At 45.2% G+C, this 23,234-nt stretch carries 25 protein-coding genes; 4 read left to right on the top strand and 21 right to left on the bottom strand.

What is annotated here, in order from left to right; genetic code table 11:
• Positions 1 to 34: 34 nt before the first annotated feature.
• From NSQ58_RS13220 to NSQ58_RS13200, 5 genes are all read right to left on the bottom strand, one after another.
• Positions 35 to 277 carry a YqzK family protein gene (locus tag NSQ58_RS13220; protein ID WP_023989220.1) on the bottom strand — a complete coding sequence of 81 codons (243 nt, stop codon included), beginning with the start codon at positions 275 to 277 and terminating at the stop codon, positions 35 to 37.
• A 166-nt stretch (positions 278 to 443) separates the two neighbouring features.
• Positions 444 to 941: a ferric iron uptake transcriptional regulator gene (fur, locus tag NSQ58_RS13215; RefSeq protein WP_023989221.1), complete on the bottom strand. Its 498-nt coding sequence runs from the start codon at positions 939 to 941 to the stop codon at positions 444 to 446.
• Positions 942 to 1,040: 99 nt separating this feature from the next.
• A complete protein-coding gene (gene spoIIM / locus NSQ58_RS13210; protein ID WP_023989222.1) occupies positions 1,041 to 1,694 on the bottom strand; it encodes a stage II sporulation protein M in 654 nt (217 codons plus the stop codon).
• Between the two features lie 188 nt (positions 1,695 to 1,882).
• Positions 1,883 to 3,079 carry an endonuclease Q family protein gene (locus tag NSQ58_RS13205; protein WP_341057785.1) on the bottom strand — a complete coding sequence of 399 codons (1,197 nt, stop codon included), beginning with the start codon at positions 3,077 to 3,079 and terminating at the stop codon, positions 1,883 to 1,885.
• A gap of 4 nt (positions 3,080 to 3,083) precedes the next feature.
• Positions 3,084 to 3,695, bottom strand: a complete 612-nt coding sequence (locus NSQ58_RS13200) for an NUDIX hydrolase (protein ID WP_341057570.1) — start codon at positions 3,693 to 3,695, stop codon at positions 3,084 to 3,086.
• A 125-nt stretch (positions 3,696 to 3,820) separates the two neighbouring features.
• On the opposite strand from NSQ58_RS13200, the gene mciZ reads away from it, so the two are divergent.
• Complete coding sequence (gene mciZ / locus NSQ58_RS13195) at positions 3,821 to 3,964, top strand: Z-ring formation inhibitor MciZ (protein WP_076159536.1); 144 nt, start codon at positions 3,821 to 3,823, stop codon at positions 3,962 to 3,964.
• Positions 3,965 to 4,035: 71 nt separating this feature from the next.
• On the opposite strand, the gene NSQ58_RS13190 is transcribed toward mciZ, so the two are convergent.
• Positions 4,036 to 5,169: a tripeptidase T gene (locus NSQ58_RS13190; protein WP_279832650.1), complete on the bottom strand. Its 1,134-nt coding sequence runs from the start codon at positions 5,167 to 5,169 to the stop codon at positions 4,036 to 4,038.
• Between the two features lie 85 nt (positions 5,170 to 5,254).
• Here NSQ58_RS13190 and prli42 point away from each other — a divergent pair, with 85 nt between their 5' ends.
• Positions 5,255 to 5,359, top strand: a complete 105-nt coding sequence (prli42, locus tag NSQ58_RS13185) for a stressosome-associated protein Prli42 (RefSeq protein WP_023989226.1) — start codon at positions 5,255 to 5,257, stop codon at positions 5,357 to 5,359.
• A 121-nt stretch (positions 5,360 to 5,480) separates the two neighbouring features.
• Here prli42 and lipB read toward each other — a convergent pair whose 3' ends face one another.
• From lipB to NSQ58_RS13155, 6 genes are all read right to left on the bottom strand, one after another.
• On the bottom strand, positions 5,481 to 6,179 hold the full coding sequence (gene lipB, locus NSQ58_RS13180; protein WP_068941567.1) for a lipoyl(octanoyl) transferase LipB: 699 nt from the start codon (positions 6,177 to 6,179) through the stop codon (positions 5,481 to 5,483).
• A 45-nt stretch (positions 6,180 to 6,224) separates the two neighbouring features.
• Positions 6,225 to 7,616 carry a dihydrolipoamide acetyltransferase family protein gene (locus tag NSQ58_RS13175; RefSeq protein ID WP_053325691.1) on the bottom strand — a complete coding sequence of 464 codons (1,392 nt, stop codon included), beginning with the start codon at positions 7,614 to 7,616 and terminating at the stop codon, positions 6,225 to 6,227.
• An 88-nt stretch (positions 7,617 to 7,704) separates the two neighbouring features.
• Entirely contained in the window at positions 7,705 to 8,691 is a 987-nt protein-coding gene (locus NSQ58_RS13170; protein WP_013310796.1) for an alpha-ketoacid dehydrogenase subunit beta, read from the bottom strand.
• Between the two features lie 2 nt (positions 8,692 to 8,693).
• On the bottom strand, positions 8,694 to 9,722 hold the full coding sequence (locus tag NSQ58_RS13165) for a thiamine pyrophosphate-dependent dehydrogenase E1 component subunit alpha (protein WP_023989229.1): 1,029 nt from the start codon (positions 9,720 to 9,722) through the stop codon (positions 8,694 to 8,696).
• Positions 9,723 to 9,862: 140 nt separating this feature from the next.
• Positions 9,863 to 11,284, bottom strand: coding sequence for a dihydrolipoyl dehydrogenase (gene lpdA / locus NSQ58_RS13160; RefSeq protein WP_028540605.1), 1,422 nt, complete (start codon positions 11,282 to 11,284; stop codon positions 9,863 to 9,865).
• A 126-nt stretch (positions 11,285 to 11,410) separates the two neighbouring features.
• Complete coding sequence (locus tag NSQ58_RS13155; RefSeq protein ID WP_341057569.1) at positions 11,411 to 11,644, bottom strand: hypothetical protein; 234 nt, start codon at positions 11,642 to 11,644, stop codon at positions 11,411 to 11,413.
• A gap of 207 nt (positions 11,645 to 11,851) precedes the next feature.
• On the opposite strand from NSQ58_RS13155, the gene NSQ58_RS13150 reads away from it, so the two are divergent.
• Together NSQ58_RS13150 and NSQ58_RS13145 are read left to right on the top strand one after the other, a co-directional pair.
• Positions 11,852 to 12,448, top strand: a complete 597-nt coding sequence (locus NSQ58_RS13150) for a thymidine kinase (protein WP_023989232.1) — start codon at positions 11,852 to 11,854, stop codon at positions 12,446 to 12,448.
• A gap of 171 nt (positions 12,449 to 12,619) precedes the next feature.
• On the top strand, positions 12,620 to 13,396 hold the full coding sequence (locus NSQ58_RS13145) for a sporulation protein (RefSeq protein WP_023989233.1): 777 nt from the start codon (positions 12,620 to 12,622) through the stop codon (positions 13,394 to 13,396).
• Between the two features lie 108 nt (positions 13,397 to 13,504).
• Here NSQ58_RS13145 and NSQ58_RS13140 read toward each other — a convergent pair whose 3' ends face one another.
• The 9 genes from NSQ58_RS13140 to NSQ58_RS13100 all read right to left on the bottom strand — a co-directional run bounded on the left by NSQ58_RS13140 (position 13,505) and on the right by NSQ58_RS13100 (position 23,226).
• Entirely contained in the window at positions 13,505 to 13,909 is a 405-nt protein-coding gene (locus NSQ58_RS13140) for a hypothetical protein (protein WP_341057568.1), read from the bottom strand.
• 350 nt (positions 13,910 to 14,259) lie between these two features.
• Positions 14,260 to 14,814 carry a hypothetical protein gene (locus tag NSQ58_RS13135; RefSeq protein WP_341057566.1) on the bottom strand — a complete coding sequence of 185 codons (555 nt, stop codon included), beginning with the start codon at positions 14,812 to 14,814 and terminating at the stop codon, positions 14,260 to 14,262.
• A 112-nt stretch (positions 14,815 to 14,926) separates the two neighbouring features.
• On the bottom strand, positions 14,927 to 16,627 hold the full coding sequence (locus NSQ58_RS13130; RefSeq protein ID WP_076159524.1) for a methyl-accepting chemotaxis protein: 1,701 nt from the start codon (positions 16,625 to 16,627) through the stop codon (positions 14,927 to 14,929).
• 299 nt (positions 16,628 to 16,926) lie between these two features.
• The gene (locus NSQ58_RS13125) at positions 16,927 to 17,676 is read right to left on the bottom strand and encodes a class I SAM-dependent methyltransferase (RefSeq protein WP_068941555.1); all 750 of its coding nucleotides are present in this window, start codon (positions 17,674 to 17,676) and stop codon (positions 16,927 to 16,929) included.
• A 526-nt stretch (positions 17,677 to 18,202) separates the two neighbouring features.
• Complete coding sequence (spo0A, locus tag NSQ58_RS13120) at positions 18,203 to 19,006, bottom strand: sporulation transcription factor Spo0A (protein WP_023989239.1); 804 nt, start codon at positions 19,004 to 19,006, stop codon at positions 18,203 to 18,205.
• Positions 19,007 to 19,222: 216 nt separating this feature from the next.
• Entirely contained in the window at positions 19,223 to 20,383 is a 1,161-nt protein-coding gene (gene spoIVB / locus NSQ58_RS13115; protein ID WP_023989240.1) for a SpoIVB peptidase, read from the bottom strand.
• 123 nt (positions 20,384 to 20,506) lie between these two features.
• Positions 20,507 to 22,225 (bottom strand): DNA repair protein RecN, encoded by a 1,719-nt coding sequence (gene recN, locus NSQ58_RS13110; protein WP_023989241.1) that lies wholly within the window; start codon positions 22,223 to 22,225, stop codon positions 20,507 to 20,509.
• Positions 22,226 to 22,283: 58 nt separating this feature from the next.
• A complete protein-coding gene (gene ahrC, locus NSQ58_RS13105; RefSeq protein ID WP_013310809.1) occupies positions 22,284 to 22,733 on the bottom strand; it encodes a transcriptional regulator AhrC/ArgR in 450 nt (149 codons plus the stop codon).
• A 16-nt stretch (positions 22,734 to 22,749) separates the two neighbouring features.
• Complete coding sequence (locus NSQ58_RS13100) at positions 22,750 to 23,226, bottom strand: hypothetical protein (protein WP_028540597.1); 477 nt, start codon at positions 23,224 to 23,226, stop codon at positions 22,750 to 22,752.
• Positions 23,227 to 23,234 lie beyond the last annotated feature (8 nt).

Below are 23,234 nucleotides of genomic sequence, written 5' to 3'. Positions count from 1 at the left end.
CATATCATAAGCTCATCAAGACCGATTACTTAGACTATTCACCATACCAGTAAAAGAAACGTAAACGTTCCAACACTGCTATTCGATGCTCGGACCCTTCATTTACTTTTTGCCCGCCAAATACCTTAACTGCATGTCCTTCCGGTATTCGGTAATGATCTACAGGTGTTATCCAATCTGTAAACAGCCTGAGGCTATAAAAGAACATACATGCCAGCACCCCGAACAATATTACCAAACGCAGCCATTTTAGTCCTCTCCGCAACGATAGTACCATGTGAATCAGCCGCCTTTTCCCCAGAATATAGTCCCTATTAGGACTCTCTATGGAAGGGTATGACAAGCTATTCCTTTTTATACCACTTAATCTCGAACAACAGATTCCTAACCAAAAAAGCTCTCCCGAACGCATCTTCGTCGGTGAGAGCTTGGGTAGTCAGCTTTTAGTCCTGAGATTTGTGTTTTCTGGATTTGCCCAAAGATTTCTGAGCCGTCGTATCGTTCTTCGCCTTACAACGATAACAGATACCGTGGAAGTCCAAACGATGATCCACTACGGTAAAATTATATTCCCGTTCCAGACGCTCCTCCAATGGTCCAAGCCAATCTTCCAGTATTTCATCTACACTGCCACACTGCACACATATCAAATGGTGATGGTGATGTTTGGTTGTATCGCCGCGCAAATCATAACGCGCAACGCCATCACCAAAATTAATTTTCTCCACGACATGCAGTTCACTTAGCAGTTCTAGGGTACGGTATACGGTTGCCAGACCGATTTCGGGAGCTTTCTCTTTGACGAGCATAAATACATCTTCCGCACTCAGATGATCATCTTCGTTCTCAAGTAAAACTCTGACGGTGGCTTCCCGCTGAGGCGTTAGTTTGTAGCCCTGGGATTGCAGCTGCTGCTTAATTTTTTCGATCCGTGCTTCCATGTGTCTCCCTCCCCCTGCAAAGCTACTGCCTACTGCACTTTTTTCACTCCTATTATTATAGGGGGTCTATACAAATAAAGTCAAACATTTTGAAACGGATCAAGATGATACGGAAGCTGTCAGCATAGGAGTGACCCATTGCATCATAACCGGGGTGATCCAAGTTTCAAAGGACGCGCTACCGATAAGAAGCACCATCATCACAGCAGTCAATCCTGCATAAGACAGCAACGGACGCAGCATCCCGTCTGACGGCCGGGTAGCGAGTATTTTGGTTTTGATCATATGGATGGAAAAAGTCATCGCAGCCACGCTGCAGACGAGCAGTACCGGAATGACGAGCAGGTTATGGGGAGCAACTGAAACCAAAGAAAATAGCAGTCCTTTCCACGAATATTGCCCCACCATATAACCTACTGAAAATCCGATTAGCACACCCTTGAGGAAATTCAATACAAGAATGCCCGGTAGACCAATAACCGAAAGGCCACACACCCAAATTAGGCCGACCCATTTCAGATGTAAAGATACGCTATCCCAAAAGGTCGAAGCCGCCTGCGAATCAGCGAAGCCCTGTTCGTTTTGATTGACTGTTACAAAAAAATCCTTCAGGTAACGGGACAAATCCTGTAACTGCTCCAGCGAGAGTGCGTTTACCATAAGTGCGCCAAAGACGACTCCCACCAGAAACAGCACAGCCAAGAAAACATAATACGGCGTCTGATCTTTTAACGTATGACGAAACCATTGCATCGGCGTCCTGCCCCTTTCATCTGCTTGTTTGTCCAAAAAACAACCGTAATCCGACGGCTGATGGCTAGAAATGGGGCAGCTTTCACTGCAGATCAAGCATCACGAATGATGTGCCAAGCCAGCGGCATAGATAATTTATGGTTATGAACAAGCAGACGCTGATATGCCTTTAGAGGGACAAGACTTTACTAGGACTTAGCTATTTTGCCGTATGTTCCACCACCACCGGATACAAGCGACAGTCTCCCCTCACGTGAAAGCACAATTTGCTCTGCCAGCACTTTTCCGACGACTGCTGCTAACTCCTCCTGTGTAACCTCATGTAAAATATTCATTTCTGTTCCAAATGCAGCCAATAGCTGGTTCAGCTTGGCTTTACCCAGACCTGGAATAAACTCCAGGGGAATCTGGTAAATGTACGGCGGACGATGGGAAGGAATCATGGGCTGTTCACGGTCAGCAATGCTCCATATTCGATCCAGCACACCTCTCACCAGCTTGGTATGACCACAGTCAGGACAACGTTCATCCGCCATCTGTTGCTCGTCAATAATCGTACCGCAGCTTTGACAGTAAGAACGATGGTATTTGCCCAGTTTCGGATTTAATCCGTAGTTGGCACGCACCCGTCGTCCTTCCCGCCGCTCCAAAGCCATTCTGAATTCATCAAAACACGGCTTTGCCAGTGATAATTTGTTGTATTCTCGTCCGATTTTCCCAAGTGAATGGGCATCTGAATTCGTGAGAAAGCTGAAGCGATCCAGTTCCGAAATCAAACCGGCCATAGATGAATCTGCGCTCAGCCCCAGCTCCACCCCGCTAACGAGCTCCATATCCAGCAGTTCCTCCATACGGGCCGCTGAGCTGCCGTATATGCCCTTATGAGGAGTAAACACGTGCGCAGGCACCATAATGCCTCCACGTCCGTAAATTTGCTGCTGCAACTCGCGTGGCGGCGCATAGATTCGTTGTGAGCTAAGATTAACATTTTTCATATGCCGGGCCAGCCATTGGGTAAAATCCTCCATCGCCGCCAGATCTGGAAAATAGGCCAGTACGTGCGCCTCAGGGCGACCTTCAGCACGTATTTCCAGCTCCGTGCCAAGGAGAATAACCGTATCCCGGTAAGCGATACCGCCGCCGCTGATTTCCTTCATTTCACCCGTATGTAAATAGGTACGAATATCCTCCTGTACATTAAGTGCATGGCAGTCAATGATACCGATCAGCCCAATTCCTTTACGACCGGAGGCTTCCTTAGCTATGTTGGCAAAGGTCAGATCGCGGCTGCCACTAATTTTGATCGGATTTCCCTTCTCTGTTCTGCCAATATGAATATGCAAGTCTGCAAAGTAGTCGTTAAGTTCTACTATATTTTCATCCATCCGCTTAGAAGCTCCCTGTATGTTGGCGGTGTTGCCACGCATAGACGGCCAGAATCGTTTTGGCATCACTAATCCGTCCTTCACGAATGAGCGTCTGTGCTTCTTCCAGCGTCACCTCAAACAACTCCAGAAATTCATCCTCATCCGGTTCCATCTCACCTAACTCCAGTTCTTCGGCAACATACAGATGAATGATTTCATCCGCAAAGCCAGGAGAGGTATAAAAGGAGTGCAGCAGCTTCAGCGACTTGGCAGTATAACCTGTCTCTTCTCTCAGCTCACGCCCCGCTGCTTCCATCGGATCTTCACCCCGCTCTAGCTTACCTGCAGGAATTTCTACCTCACAGCGCCCCATCGCCTGTCTGTACTGGTCCACGACCAGCATTTTTCCTTCATGTAGAGCCAAAACAGCCACCGCCCCTGGATGCTTTACGATCTCACGCTTTCCAGTGGAGCCGTCGGGAAGCTCTACCGTGTCTACCTGTAATGTAATGACCTTTCCCTCAAAAATAGACTGTGTGGACACGGTCTTTTCCTCCAGCGCAGGATTGGAATAAGGCTTGCGATGTGCATCGTTTGTTGGATTGTTCAATTGTCCGTTCGTTTGCTCGTTCATCGGTAAGTTTCCTCCTTCATATCTATCTTTCTTTATTAATTATCACCAAAGTTAGTCTAACTTGTCCACTTTGTACATATGCTGGTGGTAGAATAACAAACTTCCTGTCATGAGGAGATGCAGAAATGAAAAGCTACCGTACTGAAAGCACCCTCCATATCGTTGGTAAAGCCTGGCAGATTCAAGCACTTTTGCGTCAGTGGCAAAAGGAACACGGACCTACCGCCACCATCGCTTCGCTAGCTGTTCCAAAAAAGGTTCAGGTCTAAAGACGAAGGAACGCTGTTCCTGTCTTTAACCTGAACCTTTTTTCAGTATGTTGCAAGTGTATGATACAAGTTTATTTTGTGGTTTCTTGAATCAGAGCTATGACAACTTCAGCAACCTTCACCAGGTCATCGGCCTTGATTTTTTCCTCTGTTGTATGGATGTTCTGGTAGCCCACAGCCAAATTCACCGTTGGAATTCCAAGCCCGTTGAATACATTAGCATCTGAGCCACCACCGGAATGGAAGGTCGACGTTGCCAGTCCCAGTCCTTGAATTGCACGCTGCGCAACCTGTACAACTTCGTCATGCTCCGTAAAGCTGAATGCTGGATAGATGACTTCACTGCGGAACTCTCCCTGTGCACCAAATTCGCGTGTGGTGGTTTCCAGCGCTTCACGCATATGCTGGATTTGATGATTAACCTTTTCCTGCACAATACTACGTGCCTCTGCACGGATCAATACAAAATCGCATACCACATTCGTCGCGCCGCCGCCCTCGAAACTGCCGATGTTAGCGGTCGTTTCCTTATCAATCCGTCCTAGTTTCATTTTAGAAATGGCTTTAGAAGCGACCTGAATGGCACTAATGCCATCTTCGGGATTTACCCCCGCATGAGCGGACTTCCCAGTTATCTTCATTTCAATACGTGCCTGCGTTGGGGCAGCTATACAAATAGAGCCAACTTCACCATTCGAATCCAAAGCATATCCGAAATCAGAATCTAGCACTTCCGGCTTCATCGCCCGTGCACCCATTAAACCAGATTCCTCGCCAGCTGTAATCACGAACTGGATTTGACCATGGGGAATATTCTGCTCGCGCACGACACGAATCGCCTCGAACAAAGCAGCAATTCCCGCCTTGTCGTCAGAACCCAGAATCGTTGAACCGTCACTACGAATCCAGCCATCCTCACCCAACTGTGGCTTAATGCCTTTACCCGGAGTAACGGTATCCATATGGCAGGTGAAAAATAATTTGGGTGCTTTCTCCACACCTTCCGCTTTCCAGGTGACGATCAGATTGCCTGAACCATGTCCGGTTCTTTCACGAGAATCGTCTTCCATTACTTCCAGCCCGAGTGCATTAAACTTTTCTTTTAGAACACGTGATATTTCCTGCTCATTTTTCGTTTCACTATCCACCTGTACGAGTTCCATAAATTCCTGTACGATTCGGTCTTTTACTACTTTTACTGTCATTAAACTTTCCTCTCTTTCCCGATTACGCTACAATACGGATAGATGTTCTTATCTATGACTTAAACCTATCCTAAAGGAGTTACACATGTCGAACAAAAAATGGGTTCGTTTTTTCGTCTACATTATGCTCGCAGCTATGATTGGTTCTACGCTGTTCATGGTAATTGAGCCGTTTATTATGCCACTATAATAACTATACCGCTCAAGGTATCCGGCTGCTCTAAGGCACTATTGAAGCCTTGAGTGGACGAGCTGTTACGTAAAGCAAACAGGCGGGCTTTCGTGTACATACACAATAGCCCGCCTTACCTTTATTGGAAAGAATGCGTTTGCCATTGCGCAGCAAATGAAAATTGCTGTTCAAAGAACGGTACAATTTCCTTCGCAATCTGCTCCACCGACATAGGCTTCTGTATGCAGTCCTCCAATGATGTCACACCGTATTCCTGAATTCCGCACGGGACAATGCCCTCAAAGCCCTCATGCTGTATCCCTGATTTGATGTTAAAGGCAAAGCCATGGCTGGTTACGAAGCCCCGACGGTGCTTACACTTGTTGAATTTGACGCCAATGGCCGCAATTTTTAGATTCCCGATCCATACCCCCGTATATTCAGGCTTACGGCTTCCCTCAACCCCATAAGATGCCAACAACTGGATGATCACTTCTTCCAGACTTCGAAGGTATCCGTGCAGATTCAGCGCCTCCCGGTTGCCGAGCATAAGTAGAGGATATCCGACAAGCTGCCCCGGCCCATGATATGTAATGTCTCCCCCACGGTCAATCTGAAAGACGCTGATTCCCTGCTCCTTCAGTTGCTCTGGTGTAAGGAGCAAATGTTCAGGATGCCGCTGAGATCCAATCGTATAGGTCGGCGGATGCTGGAGAAGCATAAGCGTTTCTCTTGCCTCTCCCGCATCCAGCTTTCCCACAATCTCCTTCTGGACATCCCATGCATGGGCATATTCCATCCTATTCGTATAGGTTACATCAAGCGGTCGTCTGTTCACGGCCTATCACTTCCTCTCCGTACATTTCCCCCACTGTTCGGATGATTAGTACAGCTTCGTATCCAAAGTGTAGCCTTCTAGATTTTCTTTAACCCGTTGCAGGAATCGTCCGCAAATCACTCCGTCCAAAATGCGATGATCCAGCGACAAGCACAGATTAGCCATCGAGCGAACCGCAATCATATCATCAATAACCACTGGTCTTTTAACAATGGATTCAAAGGTAAGAATTGCAGCCTGCGGATAGTTAATTACCGGATAAGATAAAATCGAACCAAAGGAGCCTGTGTTGTTTACAGTGAACGTTCCGCCTTGCATGTCGTCCAGTTTGAGCGTGCCTTCCCGGGTTTTACGTGCCAAATCGTCAATTTCACGAGCTAATCCAGCAATATTTTTCTGGTCCGCTTTTTTAATAACAGGAGTAAGAACGGAGTCCTCTGTACCCACGGCTAGCGAAATATTGATATCTCTTTTGACGATAATTTTGTCCACAGCCCACACCGAATTCATGATCGGATATTCTTTGATTGCATTCACGACTGCTTTCATGAGGAAAGCCAGATACGTAATATTAATGCCTTCTTTTTGCTTGAACTCGTTTTTGATCTTGTTGCGGAGCATTACCAGGTTGGTCACATCCACCTCAATCGTCGTCCATGCATGTGGAATTTCGGAAACGCTTTGTCGCATATTGCGAGCAATTGCACTGCGAATGGGTGTAACATCAATAAAATACTCGGATCTGTTATTGTTGCCACCCTCAACTTCGATCACAGGAGCCTTTGGAGCCTCCGTCAAATGAATCCCACTGTTACGAACCGGAATAGCAGGGTCCATATTTTGAATCGGTGTGCTGTGCTGAGTGGCAGACTGCTGTCTTCCTGCAAAAGGAGATCCTTGTCCTGATGTTGTCGCAGTCGGCTGTCCAGATACTCCAGTGGGAGCAGAACCGCCCTGCTGCACATAATTCAGCACGTCTTTGCGGGTAATTCTTCCCCCCATGCCCGTGCCTGGTACTTGGCTTAAGTCGACATTATGCTCAGCAGCCAGGGTTTGCACCGCTGGGGAAAAACGTCCTCTCATGGACTGGTCCGATCCAGCACTCTGCTGAGATTGTGTTTGTACGGTACTTTGAGATGCTGGTGCAACAGGTGTCGCTCCTGTTGCCGCCGAAGGTGCAGTCGACTTCGTCTGGATACGGCAAATTAAATCGCCTACCGCTACTGTCTGACCTTCCTCTGCCAACAGATCACCCATAATGCCGTCCAATGTGGATGGGATTTCTGCATTCACTTTATCTGTAATAACCTCGCAAATCGGCTCGAATTGCTCTACCGTTTCACCAGGTTGTTTGAGCCATTTGGCAATTGTCGCCGATACGAGCGATTCTGCCAATTGTGGCATGGTCACGTCGTTCCATTGTGTTTGGTCTGACATTTTTTCAACTCCTTAACATCATAGGAGGGCGCGTTTTACCGCTGCCCCCGCTATACTTTTGGAATGCTTTCGTCCAATCTAGCTTTTATTAATACATTGCAAGACGGCGCATGGCTTCCTTAACTTTATCCTTGTTTAACATATAAAACTTCTCCATCGGTGGACTGATCGGCATGGCTGGTACATCAGGAGCACATAGACGCTCAATCGGCGCATCCAGCTCGAACAGACACTCCTCATTAATAATTGCCGATACCTCGGCACCGATGCCGCCCGTTTTGTTGTCCTCATGCACGATTAATACCTTACCTGTATGTCGTGCAGCCTCAATAATGGCTTCGCGGTCCAGCGGTTGGAGTGTGCGCAAATCCACAACATGTGCGGTAATGCCCTCTTCCTTCTCCAATTCCTCAGCAGCCTGCATGACAAAATGCAAAGGCTGGCTATATCCGATGACCGTAATATCGTCACCCTCACGTAATAGATTAGCCTTGCCAATCGGAACGATATAATCATCCTCAGGCACTTCACCCTTGATCAGCTTGTAGGATTTTTTATTTTCAAAAAACAGCACTGGATCAGGGTCACGAATGGCTGCTTTCAGCAATCCTTTTGCGTCATAAGGTGTAAATGGAGCAACAATTTTCAAACCCGGCGTACCAAAAAAGATAGATTCTGGACACTGAGAGTGATACAAACCACCAAAGATACCACCACCGATTGGCGCGCGGATTACCACAGGACAGTTCCAATCGTTGTTAGAGCGGTAACGGATTTTAGCTGCTTCACTAATAATCTGATTTGTCGCCGGAAGCATGAAGTCCGAATATTGCATTTCGGCAATCGGCTTCATTCCGTACATGGCTGCACCAATCGCAACCCCGGCAATAGCAGACTCAGCCAATGGCGTATCCATGACACGTTGCTCACCGAATTGGTCCATAAGCCCCTTTGTCGTTGTAAAGACGCCGCCCTTCACCCCGACATCCTCACCTAATACAAAAACCGTTTCATCCTGCTCCATCTCTTCTTTCATGGCAAGACGAATCGCATCAATATATTCCATAATCGCCATTGTTACCGGCCCTCCCCATCGCTATCTGCATACACATGCAGCAGCGTATCTTCGGGCTTTGGAAAAGGCGCTTTATCTGCATATTCAATCGCTTCCTTGACTTCGAGCAGCAGCTCAGCCGACAGATCCGCATCCTTGGCCTCATCCCAAATGCCGCATTCAATCAAGTAGTTTTTCATACGGGCTACGCCATCCTTGGCCCAGTTCTCATCCACTTCCTCCTTGGTCCGGTAAGCCAGATCATTATCCGAGGTGGAGTGAGGAGACAGACGGTACATCATGGCTTCGATCAGCGTAGGACCTTCACCGCGGACAGCACGTTCCCGTGCTTCCTTCACCGCCGCATATACCGCCAACGCATCATTACCATCGACTCGAATCCCTGGAAAACCATATCCCAAAGCACGGTCGCTTACCTTGCCTGCCAACTGTTTATGAATCGGAACCGATATCGCATATTGATTGTTCTCGCACATAATGATGACTGGCAGCTTCTGTACACCAGCAAAGTTACAGCCTTCGTGAAAATCTCCCTGATTGCTGGAGCCTTCCCCAAACGTAACAAACGAAACAAAATCCTTTTTCTGCATTTTGGCAGCCAAAGCTACACCTACTGCATGCGGAACCTGTGTCGTTACTGGGCTGGAGCCAGTCACAATACGCAGCCGTTTACTACCAAAATGTCCTGGCATCTGACGACCACCGCTATTGGGATCATCTGCCTTGGCAAATGCCGACAGCATTAGTTCGCGCGGCGTCATTCCTACCGCAAGCACGAATCCATAATCCCGATAATAGGGAAGAAAATAGTCCTTTTCCCGGTCAAGGCCGAAAGCTGCACCTACTTGTGCCGCCTCCTGTCCAATGCCAGAAACGTGGAAATTAATTTTCCCTGCCCGTTGCAGGAGCATGTTGCGCTCGTCAAATCTTCTTGCGAGCAACATATATCTGTACATATCAATAACTTGTCCGTGAGTAAGTCCCAGCTGTTCATGTCTGAAGCCAGCGTCTACAGCGCCTTTAGAACTCATTGAGGCACCTCCTTAAGTGTCAAACATCCTACTTCCAGTACCTAGTACCATCTTGTCTTAAAACCTGGTACTAAACTCTGGCTAACCCCATTATAATCCTTTTCTCCCCAAAAAGAAAAGCACCGATTTATTTGAAACGTTTATATGCCAATCGCCTGTCCATCAACGGCCAACATCGCTTCTCCCAAAATCTCCGACAACGTCGGATGCGGATGAATAAGTTGTCCGACTTCCCATGGCGTAGCATCCAGCAGTTGCGCAAGAGCGGCCTCGCTGATCAGATCCGTCACATGCGTACCGATCATATGTACACCGAGAATATCATTGGTCTTCTCGTCGGCCACTACTTTGACGAAGCCGTCCCGACTGCCGTATACTAGCGATTTTCCGATAGCTTGAAAAGGGAACTTCCCTGTCTTCACCTGATGTCCACGCTCACGGGCTTCTTGCTCCGTTAAGCCGACGCTCGCGGCTTCAGGACGTGTATAAATACACCGCGGAATCAGATGGTTAGGTACACTGTGAAACTCTTCGCCCGCCATATGATGAACCGCCTGCAAACCTTCATGGCTCGCCGCATGCGCCAGTTGTAAGCCGCCGATGCAATCTCCAATGGCGTAAATATGTGGTTCATTCGTCTGCAAATGCTCATTAACCGAGATAAAGCCACGCTCTACGCGGATATCCGTATTTTCCAGCCCGATATTTTCCACATTTGCCTGACGCCCTACAGAAATGAGCAATTTGGAAGCGCTGAGGGTTTCGGTTTCTTCCCCTTTTTGCACCTCAATCTGTACGCCTTCCTCATCTTTGCCGTATGTTTTAGCCAGCACTTGTGAACCCGTCAGCACCTTGACACCACGCTTGGTTAACAAGCGCTGCATTTCACGCGAAACGTCTTCGTCTTCCGTGGGAATAAGTCGATTCGCGGCTTCAACCACCGTAACCTCCACGCCAAAATCATTTAGCATGGAAGCCCACTCTACGCCAATAACACCACCGCCCACGATAATCAGGGATGCTGGTAGCTCCTCCATAGTTAACGCTTCGTCACTGCTCAGGATAAATTCGCCATCTGGCTCCAGTCCGGACAGCACACGCGGGCGTGATCCCGTTGCGATAATGAGATGTGTAGGAACAATCGTTTCCATCTCACCATCTTCTAGTTCCACAGCAACTGCCCCGCTTTTTGGAGAAAATATAGACGGCCCAATCACGCGTCCCTTACCGCTCAGCACCGTAATTTTATTTTTACGCATCAAAAATTGAACGCCTTGATGCAGTTGCTCCACAACGGCTTCCTTACGCTCCTGAACCTTAGGAAATACAAGCTGTGCTCCCGATGTCTCAATACCGTATTGTGCACTTTCCTTAATCGTCGCATATACTTCCGCACTGCGCAGCAAGGCTTTACTCGGAATGCAACCACGGTGCAGACAGGTTCCGCCAAGCTTGTCCTTTTCGATGATAACCACTTCCTTGCCTAGCTGGGCGGCACGAATGGCTGCTACATACCCCCCGGTTCCTCCACCCAAAATAGCGACATCACAATGTATAGTCATGTTTCTCCTCCATTAACAATTGATTATATATAGCTTATTGTACTCTCTTTATTTCACTGTACAAAATATAGCATTTAGGCATAGGCTACAAAAAAGATAACCCTTTAATCCAGATATCTTTCCATATCATTCATACAGCGCATCTCGTAATTTAGTAGACATCCTTGGACTTTGTGCTGATTTGGCTCGCAGCGCCTTGCGAAATGATTCATTTTGCTTGCGCAGAAAGCTCAGCTCTGTCTCCAGCTCAGTGATGAGTTCTAGAGCTTGCGGGCTGATCAGCCCTTGCTCCAGTAATGCTCCTTTTTTGGCACTATAATCCGTATTTTTTTCGTCCATGCCTTTCACTCTTCCCTTCATTCCACTACGCTTCACCATATCATGCCAGAGGCGGCAGAGCAATGACGACCACATTTACGTTTTAGGAATAGACATACACAACATGTCGAAAAACAATATATTTTCTCTAGTCTGTATGCGGCTGGTTATGGTAATCTATAATGGCGTTTTCTTTCGGAGAAGAAGATTTACAGTGTTATGTACATGTTACAGAGAGGGGAATTCGCTTTGCCTACAGGACGAATTACGATTATTACAGGCCCCATGTTCAGTGAAAAATCCGGCGAATTGATTCGCCGCTGTCAAAAACTAATCCAATACGGGCATCGTAAAGTGGTCGCTTACAAACCCGCTGAAGATAACCGCTATGCCGAGGACGAAATAGTAAGCCGGATCGGATATCGGCTGCCCGCTATCTCTATCCCCAGAAAACTCACAGATGAGCTCGTTCAGCGTATTTTACAAGAAACAAAAGATGCCGACGTGGTTGCCTTTGACGAAGTCCAGTTTTTCAGTCGTCATATTATGTCGCTTGTACAAGAGCTAGCTTATTGCGGCAAGCATGTAATTGCCGATGGGCTGAATCTGGATTATCGAGGCAAGGAGTTCGGCTATGTCGGTGGTCTACTCGCCATGGCGGATGATATCGAGAAGCTGACTTCCTTTTGCGCTGTATGCGGTAGCTCGGAAGCAGTATTTACGCAACGTATGGTAAATGGTAAACCTTCCACTGTAGGACCTATTGTGATGATCGGTGACTCTGAGGCTTATGAGCCTCGCTGTCGAAATTGCTTTATACCTCCTCATAAAGTGAACTGCGATTAGTAGACAGATAGATCGACAAGCTGCAATATGCCTACGTGAGTACCAGTTACTTTTTTCTTGCATTTTTTTGGAACGATTCGAACCATTGCCCCGTATATCCGGTTAAGCTGTACAAGTTTTTAGTTTTCGTTTGTATATCATGACCATGAGGTTATCTGGGGGGACGGAATAATGAGTTTTTTCAACAAAATCTTAGCAAGCGCAGGAATCGGTTCAGCTAAAGTCGATACACTGGTAGATCAAGCCGTATATGTGCCTGGGGAAGAACTTAGTGGCATCATGCGCATCAAAGGCGGCAAAATTGATCAGGAAATCGGCAAAATTGACATTGAGCTCAAGACTGAATATATCGTGGAGCACGATGATAAAAAAACTACCACCACCTGCTGCATTGCACGGATCAAGGTATCAGATGGCTTTCATCTACAGCAAGGACAGGAGCTTGAAATTCCTTTTTCCTTCAGATTGCCGTTGGAAACTCCTGTTACTCACGCCAAACAGCCCGTCTGGCTGGAAACAGCATTAGATATTGGCATGGCTTTGGACCCAACCGATCGTGATTCACTCAAAATCGAGCCACATCCCTATATGAATACAGTCTTTGAGGCGGTTCACCTGTTGGGCTTCCGATTCCGTTCCTCCACCTGCGAACGTCACCCTAAGCTGGGACGCGGTGTTCCGTACGTACAGGAATTTGAATTTACGCCCGGATCAGAGTATGCACGTGATATCGAGGAGCTGGAGCTGATTATGCAGTTGGAACCCGAGGGTGTGCATGTGCTTGTAGAAGTAGACCGCAGGGGCAGAGGGTTATCTGGTTGGCTGGAGACTGCCTTTGATATGGATGAGCGTCATGCCTGGTTGAGCTTAAGCCGAGAAGAGCTATCCTATGGACCAGATCACATAGCAGATGCGCTTGAGGAATTGATTGACAGGCAAATTAGATAACAATGTAAAGCACAAACAAAAAAACTCCTAACCAATTTACTGCATCGGTTGGGAGTTTTTATTAATTATAAGAATTTTTTAATGATGGTCCTCAATCGTCTGTATAAACTAAAGTGGCAACATATCCTGTCTTTCCGCCTTATGCTTACACTCTTTACACACCCCGTACAGCGAACCATTGTCATCCGCATAGAAGGTTAATTTGTCTTCTTTTTTACAAAAGGAGCATTTTTGCTTGCCTGTACCCTGGATAGAGTCAGACAGTCCAAATCCAGTTGGGGCCTGAATACCTGCTGCTTTTGCATTCGCGCGTGAACCGGAAGACACTTTAGACTTAGGTTCATTTCCGGTGCGGGATTGTCGAGCGGACTTACGAGGACGAAATTCAACGACATTACTGCCCCGCTGTTCATTCACTTGTTTGTTGCTGCTGCGACTACGCCTTGCTTTAACAATCCAACCCAACGCCACCAACAACACGCCGAAGAACACCCAAGTCAGACTATTCCACATGCTCTCATCCCCGCCTTTGCTTTAGAATTAATTGGGTTAATACCACTAGCCCGTTCAATGCGATGACTTAGCCTATAGCTTTATTCATTGAAATATACCCGTTATACAGCCTCTGTGCTGTTCATCCGATTGTCTACCCATATAAAAATCGTACCCTCCATTGCAACATCCGACTCGCCTCTAAGCAAGAAATTGAGCATGTTAGATAAATCATCTTTTCCTGAGGGGTACATTGATCCGTTTTACAAATTGTACATCATCCTTTTGAAAAACGATAATATCCCCTCTATGAAGATCGTTCTCCTTATCATAGCCCAATGGTGAGAATAAAAATGGCCCAGATGGCTACATTACTCCCCTTGATAATAAAAATCAATGAATCTTTTCGTCAACGGATTAAACTTATCAAAGCGTTTGCGATGCGGTAAAAAACCTGACTTATGTACTTGTTCTGCTAGTGTTTCTACATGTTCGAATCGCTTGAAAAAGGGCAACGCAAAAGCGTAGATATCTTCAACGATCTCTTGGATCACTCGTTCTCTTTCTGCTTCTGTGGACACAAGGTAATCCCTGTTTTCCGTATATTTCTTGGTCAGAGCAATCAATTCACTGTGAAAACAAGCCCCAGTACTATACTTCTTTTTTATTTTTTTGGATTCTACGACAATATAAACTTTTAATGCACCATATTTAGTCGCACCAAAACTAATTTCAAATATAAATTCCTTGGTTTCTTTTTTCAAAACTTTTCTGCTTTTCAGATATTTAAAATCACTCAAAAATGGTGTAGCTATAATTTTGTCTATCGCTAACTGACGTAGTTCACTTGCTTTAAGTTCAGTCTTATTATCCATCATGTCACTCCAACCCAAAGAATTTCCCACCATTATATCATATCTTTCCAATTACAGATTCCTCATATCTACACCCTTTAATCACAATATATTAATAAAAAAGAAAAAAGCCGCTCACAATAGAGCAGCTAGTTCCTCTTAAACATAAAAAGCAGTATACGAATTATACTTTGAATTTACCAATTTGCCCTTGCAGATCCTCTGCCATCGTAGACAGGTTTCTTGCAGATGAAGCAATTTCCTCCATGGACGCCAGCTGTTCCTGAGTTGCGGCAGATACGTGTTGTGTCCCTGCTGCGGCTTCCTCAGCAATCGCTGAAATTTGTCTGACAAAACCAACAATCTCATCTGTACTTGCAGACATTTGTTCTGATCCGGCAGAAACCTCTTCAATTTCACTGGCCACTTTATTTACGGTTTCCTGAATTAGTTCAAAGGATGCGCCTGCATTTTGTACAACTTCACGACCTGTCATGACATCCTTCCCGTTAGACGCTACCGCCTCAATAGCATGGGTAGTATCCTTTTGAATCAATCCCACTAGCTCCGTAATTTGTTGAGCTGAATGAGCCGATTGTTCAGCCAACTTGCGAACTTCGCCTGCAACTACAGCAAATCCGCGACCATGTTCTCCTGCACGGGCCGCTTCAATCGCAGCGTTCAAGGCAAGAAGGTTGGTCTGACTAGAAATATTGGTGATAACATCAATGATCTTGCCAATTTCGTCTGAGCGCTCTCCCAATCCAGCCATGAGATCTGCCAATCCATTCATCGAATCATTCACGGCATTCATCTGCGTAACTGCCTGTTGAATCATCTGGTTACCTTCAGCCGATTTATGGGCCGCATCTTGCGCAGATGCGAATACATTTTGCGCGCGGATGGCGATTTGCTCAACACCGATAGACATTTCCTCAATAGCTTGGGACGATTTCGTCACCATATCTACCTGATCTCCTGTTCCAGTAGCTACTTCTTGCACCGTTTCGGTTATTTGTGCAGAAGCTTGGCTATTTTGCTCTGCGCTGGCCGTCAATTCTTCTGAGGAAGTGGTTACCAACTCAGTCGTCTTACTCACAGATTGAATCAGTTGACGAAGGTTCTCAACCATGACATTGAAGGAATGTGCCAACGTACTGATCTCGTCCTTGCCCTTCACAATGATAGCTTCACTTGTAAGATCACCCGATGCAATACTTTCAGCAGCACGACTGATCCGCAAGATAGGTTTAGAAATAATTTGGGCTATGATGATTGCCATGATCAATGCTAATATAACGGCTGCTATACTCAAAACGATGACCAATTGTCTCCCTGAAATAAAGTTGTCAACAGCTTCTTTCGTAGTCTGTTTAGATCCATCTGCATTCAATTTAATGAGCTGACTGATCATATCGTTTGAACTATACCATAACTTATAGGACTCTTGATGAAGGATGCTTGATTGAGCATAATCATTGGCTTTACCTGCTTCGATCACTTCAGGCAACTTAGCCAAATACTCCGTATAATTTTTGGAGAATTCTTCGTACATTTCGCGTTCTTTAGGGGTAGCAATTAATTTTTCGTATGTTTTGCGGCCGTCCTCGACCTTTTTTAAAACCTTATCATATTCGGCCTGAACCTTCTCCATTTCCTCTGGGTCACGTTCTACAATAATGTTTAATGAAATCCGCTCTACATCAGATACATCACCATTTAGTGTTCCCAGTATGGTCACACTTGGCATCCAATGGCTATCAATTGCCATCGAAGTGTCACCTAGGTTTTTCATTTTTGAGATAGATACTGTACTAATCACGATCAGCAGGATTATTACCGCAAGAAAACCCAATATCAATTTTGTTCGAATGTTAAATTTCATATATTCGCTCCTCAGTTCTCTTTATATTAGATACTATATCGACAAGAAACGACACTTTGTTTATATCAAAATTAAAGAGAAATTCAGAACTGTTTACAAAAGGAAAATTTCCCTTCGTGATGGTTGGTGCAACTGATTCAGGTTTATTTTATAACCTCGTGGAGAGCATTATGTTTTAGAATCCCCAACAATTGTATCGTCATATAGCGAGGGAGATGCTGAAAATCTTTATTCACTTATTCCATCAAACTTATAAGTTCTAAAAAAAGGATACCCAGAAACGGGTATCCCTTTATGTTTTACTTCCTAGCAATCACCATAAATCGTTCTGAATTTGTTCTTATTCCTATTTCGGTTTGATTGTCCACAATAAATTGTTGGAGTATTTGAAAATCAATTTCTTTTTCTCCGAAGTTAGGAATAATTGGAGTGTGTTTCAAGAGGAATATTAAGTCTGCAGGAGTCTGATAATATTCGTTTGCATTGAATTCAAATGACTGTATATCGTTAAAGCCCGCATCACTTAATTCGGTAATATATTTAGCTTTTAACGAGTCTTTCTTAGCACCCCATGCCTGTCCTCTTCCAAACGCTTCTTTAATATTTAATTTGTCGTTTTCGCTTACTTGCTGTGTCAGGAACATACCACCCTTTACTAACACCTTTGCTATTTCTTTTGCATAAAAACATGAATGTCGAGAAGAGGTTACATTAAAGAAGTTCTCAGGAAAATTCAGATTTTCAGCATCCATCTGGAGAAAACGAACATTTGCTATGTCTGATTCAGCAGAATTCTTGGTTGCTGTTTCAATCATTCCGGTGGAATGGTCAATCCCAACTAGAAGTAATGCAGAATCTGCTATTGATAAAATTGCTTCCCCGCCGCCAGTACCGATATCAAGCAATATATCCGACTTCTTGCATGTCTTCGCCACTTCATTGTAGAAGTCCCATTTTACTCCTTTGGAGATACATTTCACATTGCTGAAATCCCATCCGTTGATTTTTCCAACCTTATCATAAAACTCTTTATATTCTATTGAATTCATTTTTCTTCCACCTTCCAATTAAGGATAAAAACTACGAGTTAGCAGACCGATATCATTCAGAATTTTAGTTTTTGTAGCCAAAAGGATAGACTTCTCCCTTGACGGCTGGTACGCGTTTTTTCCAGCCCGGAAACTAAATACCTCGAACAATACGGAATGACATCCGATTCACCTCATTTGAAAGATTGTTTTAATTATATTTCTTATAGAGCTTGTCGATCAAGCAATAGTTCAATAACAATTCCAACTCTCTCCCTTGGTAGAACGACGACTGATAGCAATGAAATGACGATAATTGAAGAAAACTTTAAATTGTCCAGTTGAAATTGAAAATCGTTCATAAAAAATACCGCTCCTTTACTGGTTCTTGGAAGAACCAATAAAAAGGCGGTATTAGTTTTCTACTATTCAGAAGTTTATCGGTAATCTGGGCGGCTGTTTTGGAGATTAGAAGCCATCCCTGCAATTATCATTGATAAACGTCAAACCCCAAAAATCCCTTGCTTCATCAATCATTCTGACTCTTTCAGGACACCTTATTCTCAATCCGCAGCTTATCTGCCACCATCGCTATGAATTCACTATTGGTTGGTTTGGACTTACTGATATTAATGGTGTAACCAAACAGATGTGAAATGCTGTCGATATTTCCTCGGGTCCATGCTACCTCGATAGCATGACGAATGGCGCGTTCTACGCGAGATGCCGTCGTTTTGAACTTTTCGGCGATTGCCGGATATAATGTTTTGGTGATGGCTCCCAAGATTTCGATATTATTGTACACCATCGTAATGGCTTCGCGTAAATATTGATAGCCCTTGATGTGAGCTGGTACACCAATTTCATGTATGATGGCCGTGATACTGGCATCCAGGTTTTTCGTCTTACCCATAGGTACTACGTTGGACCGCATGGATGAAATGGTTACCGGACTGCTGCTAACTAACTGCGGTCCCACCAATTGGCGAACACGGTTAGCCAGCACTTCCATGTCAAACGGCTTCAAAATATAATAAGATGCCCCGAGCTGTACGGCCCTTTGTGTAATATTTTCTTGACCGAATGCAGTCAGCATAATGATTTTCGGCTGTGGAGTCAGGTTCATTTCTCTCAAACGCTCCAACACACCGAGACCATCCAGGTGAGGCATAATAATATCTAAAATAAGTACATCAGGTATGTTGCGGGATTCTGCGATGCGTTGGAGCACTTCTTCGCCGTTATAGGCGATTCCCGTAACTTCCATATCCTCCTGATCGGAAATATATTCAGCAAGCAAATTCGTAAATTCCCGGTTGTCATCAGCCAACAATACCTCAATTTTTTGCAATGTACTTCCTCCTCATTGAGTGATATTCCATTGTGATATCTGTTTACAGTATATAAATATTTCTTGTCGGAGTATATGATTTCGACATCGAATTATGAATTCCTTCTGTCGAAAATTATTTTTATTTATTTTTTTTAGAGTTTCTATTATAATTGATTCTTTATCTTGCAATTATGAGTTATTCCTCTGCTTTTCGACAAAAAAATCTTAAGGCCACTAGCTCGCCTTAAGATTAGAAGATGATTTCAAGCTTACGTTATTCTGCATGATTCCTGCATCGCGCAGCATCCATTCGATAAAACAACCGTAACCTGATTTAGGATCATTCACAAATACATGTGTCACAGCCCCGATAAGCTTACCATTTTGGATAATCGGACTACCGCTCATTCCTTGCACGATTCCCCCGGTCTTATCCAGTAGCTTTGGATCTACAATGCGTATCACAAGTCCTTTGGTTGCTGGTTTGTCCTGCTGAGAGATGTGTACAATTTCCGCCTGAAACCGCTGAATTTGTTGACCTTCCAGCACAGTTAAAATTTCTGCCGGTCCTTCTTTTACTTCATTCGCAAGAGCCACTGGAATAGGAGTCGAATACAATCCATATTGCGGCTCATCTGACATTTTCCCAAAGATTCCGAAATTCGTATTTCGTTCAATATTTCCTAATACCCGATGATCTTTGAGAAAATGAGCGCGTTTTTCTCCTGGTTCCCCACTTTGGCTTTTCGCAATTGACGTCACATTGGATTGCACAATCTCTCCGCTCCCCACGACAATAGGGGTTTGGGTATTCATATCGGTAATTACGTGACCCAAGGCCCCGTATACACCCTGGTCCGGTGCGTAAAACGTTAATGTACCTACACCTGCAGCCGAGTCCCTAATATACAACCCAAGCCGCCACGCTTTATCATCTTGATCATATGCTGGTGTTAACTTGGTGGAAATGGTCTGCTCCCCTCGACAAAGCGTGATGTCGAGCGGTTTTTTGTTCTTACCTGCTTCGTCTACTGCCTCAGCAACCCTTGCCAGGCTATTGAGTGGCTTGCCGTTCATGTGTGTAATTCGATCCCCTAGGCGAATCCCTGCTGTTTCACCAGGTGACACCTTACGATCATTACTTTCCTGAATGATATGGTGACCGACGACAAGCACTCCTGAAGATTTTACTTTGACCCCAATCGTCTGCCCCCCCGGGTATACTTTTAAATCGGGGACTACACTTTCTTGGGTTGTCCTCATGCTTTTAGAGCCGAACAAATCCAAAGAAGCTTGTGGAGGCAGCGCTGCTTGCACATACTGAGCGTTACCGATAGAACACATAAGAAAAACAAGCAAAAGACCGAGCAATTTGATCCTGGAGTAAAAATTCAATGGCTGTCACGCTCCCTTTGCTTCTTTCGCTTGACGAGTAAAGGTGGTCGCCAATTGCGTACCTATAAGGTAACCTTGCCCCCAGGCTTTTATAACTGTTAAACATTACGCCAGCCGCTCTTTTCAGGCTTTCTTTCCTTCCGCCAAATTCAGCATTTCCTGTGCGTGATGCAATGTTTTTTCGGTAATTTCCACGCCGCCCAGCATCCGTGCCAATTCCTTGACACGCCCGTCCTCCGTAAGTCCCTCAATTTGAGTCATGGTCCGTCCATCATGAACATTTTTCTCAATAAGGTACTGATGATCTGCCATACATGCCACCTGTGGCAAATGAGTAATGGAAAACACCTGACAAACGGAAGATAAACGATATAGCTTCTCGGCAATGGATTGAGCTGCACGACCACTCACCCCGGTATCCACCTCGTCAAAAATGAGTACTGGAATTTGATCATGACGCGCAAAAATACTTTTCATCGCCAACATGATACGTGATAGCTCACCGCCTGAAGCGATCTTACCAAGTGGACGTAGTGGCTCACCTGGATTGGGGGAAATAAGAAATTCCGCATTATCTATGCCTTGCTTGGTAGGTCTTACCTTCAGACCTTTATACTCATATCCGCGTGGATCTTCAATTGGATCAATGCGCACCTTGAGTGACGTTCTTTCCATCTGCAGGTCTTTTAACTCCTGCTCCACTTGCTCTGCAAGCTCTTCAGCACAAATTTCACGTGCTTCTGTAAGCTCTTCCGAAATCTCCAGCAAATCGGAAAGCAACTCATCCCGTTTTGCAATGAGCTGCTCCAGCCGCTCATCTTTATTTTCCAGCAGATCGGTTTCCTGCTCAATACGGCTATAGTATTCCAAAATCTGCTCTATACTATCACCATATTTTCGCTGTAATCCGGTAATTTGATTCAAACGTTGCTCCACTTCATGCAGCTTGCCTGGATTAAATTCAATATCCTCACGATAAGAACGTAATTGGAATGCTGCGTCCTCTAACTGGTAAAAAGCAGACTGAATCTGCTCCGCAATGGGCTGAAGGCTTTTGCTGTCATAGCTTTGGACATCGTTCAATCTAGACAATACGTTATTGATCGTATCCAGCCCACCTCTGCCGCTTAGCAGTTCGTATGCTCCTGATATCCCATCCATCATTTTCTCACTATGGGATAGCTTGACCCGTTCCTCTGCCAATAATTCATCTTCTCCCAATTTCAACTCCGCCGCAGCGATCTCTTCTAATTGAAATCGGTACATATCCAAAAGCTGATAAGCCTTTTGACTGGAGCTTTGCAGTTCTCTTACTTCTTTTTCCGCTTTGACAAAAGCATTGTAACGCTCACGGTAAAGCGTTTTGACTGGACCGATCACCGAATCACCGAACGTATCCAGCAGCGCCAGATGGCGATCTGCACGTAGCAGGCTTTGATGCTCATGTTGCCCGTGGATATTGACGAGCTGCTCACCTACCTCACGCAGCATCGTTAAATTAACCATCTGACCGTTAATTCGAGAAGAGCTTTTCCCCTGAACCGTAAGTTCGCGACGAATCAGCAAATGCTCCTCCGCATTGGCCTTAATCCCTTGTTCCTCAAGTGTTTTCCAAACTGGATGTTTTACCGGCAGCTCAAACAAGGCTTCCATCTCTGCTTTATCACAACCGTAACGCACTAGATCAGCAGAGCCCCTACCGCCTGCAATCAGGCCAAGCGCATCGATAATAATGGATTTACCAGCACCTGTTTCCCCGCTCAAGACATGAAACCCTTTATAAAAATGAACATCGACGGCCTCTACGACCGCCAAATTCCGTATAGACAAAGTGACCAGCATCGTTCTTTCACCTCTATGATGTACAAATTAAAACGCCTAATATGCGTAGCCATTATAATTAGGAAATGTAGCCCATAAGACGATTCACGATAGCTTCGCTGTTTTCTTCCGATCGGCAAATAATCAAAATGGTGTCATCTCCGCTAATCGTACCCATAATCTCGGACCATTCAATATTGTCCAATAAAGCAGCAATCGAGTTGGCTGTTCCCGGCAGACACTTCATCACAATCAGATTGGTTGTGTAGTCAATATGCAAAAAGTTATCGACCAACGTACGTTTCAGTTTCTGGGCCGGATTGTAGCGCTGATCTGAAGGCATTGAATATTTATATCTGCCATCGTCCATTGGAACCTTGATCAGCAGCAGCTCCTTGATATCACGCGATACGGTCGCCTGTGTGACCTGAAAACCAGCCTTACGCAATGCTTCAACCAGATCATCCTGCGTCTCAATCTCATGTTGTGAAATAATTTCCCTAATTTTAATATGTCGTTGACCCTTCATATAATCCTCCTATGGATTAACCTTCATATTCCTCTTCTTCGAGGTCTTCCACTAATGTAATAAGGCGAATACTTCGCTCGTCCGTATCAACGTACAATACACCCGCGCAACCCGGATAGAGCAACAAATACGGCATGAGCCTGTCCCGTAAATCAGGACCACTCCACTCCATTGGTTTCTTGCGGCGTGACGTTTTGACCATATATGTCGAACCGTTTCGTACAGCCACGTAGTCTATAAACAAACGGCTATACACGGTATGTCCATTCACTTTAAAAGCAAGCGGTATTTTCATTTTCCCACCCACTACTTCATAACCTGCTTCTTCGAGTATATCTATAGCAGGCCCTTCATCCAAATCCTCGTTAATCGGTATTGTCTTTAGCACAAGCGGCCCTGGCTCCTTCAACCAGGCACGCAGGCTATATAAAGCCCATATCCCTAATATCACCCCGATTACAGCGATGATAATCGTATCATATCTTGTGTCCATGGACCGAT

The sequence above is a fragment of the Paenibacillus sp. FSL M7-0134 genome (genome assembly GCF_038007865.1).
In the GTDB taxonomy this organism is placed as follows: domain Bacteria; phylum Bacillota; class Bacilli; order Paenibacillales; family Paenibacillaceae; genus Paenibacillus; species Paenibacillus polymyxa_B.
Note: the sequence above shows the minus strand (reverse complement) of the source record. Positions and strands in the feature narration are given on the sequence as shown.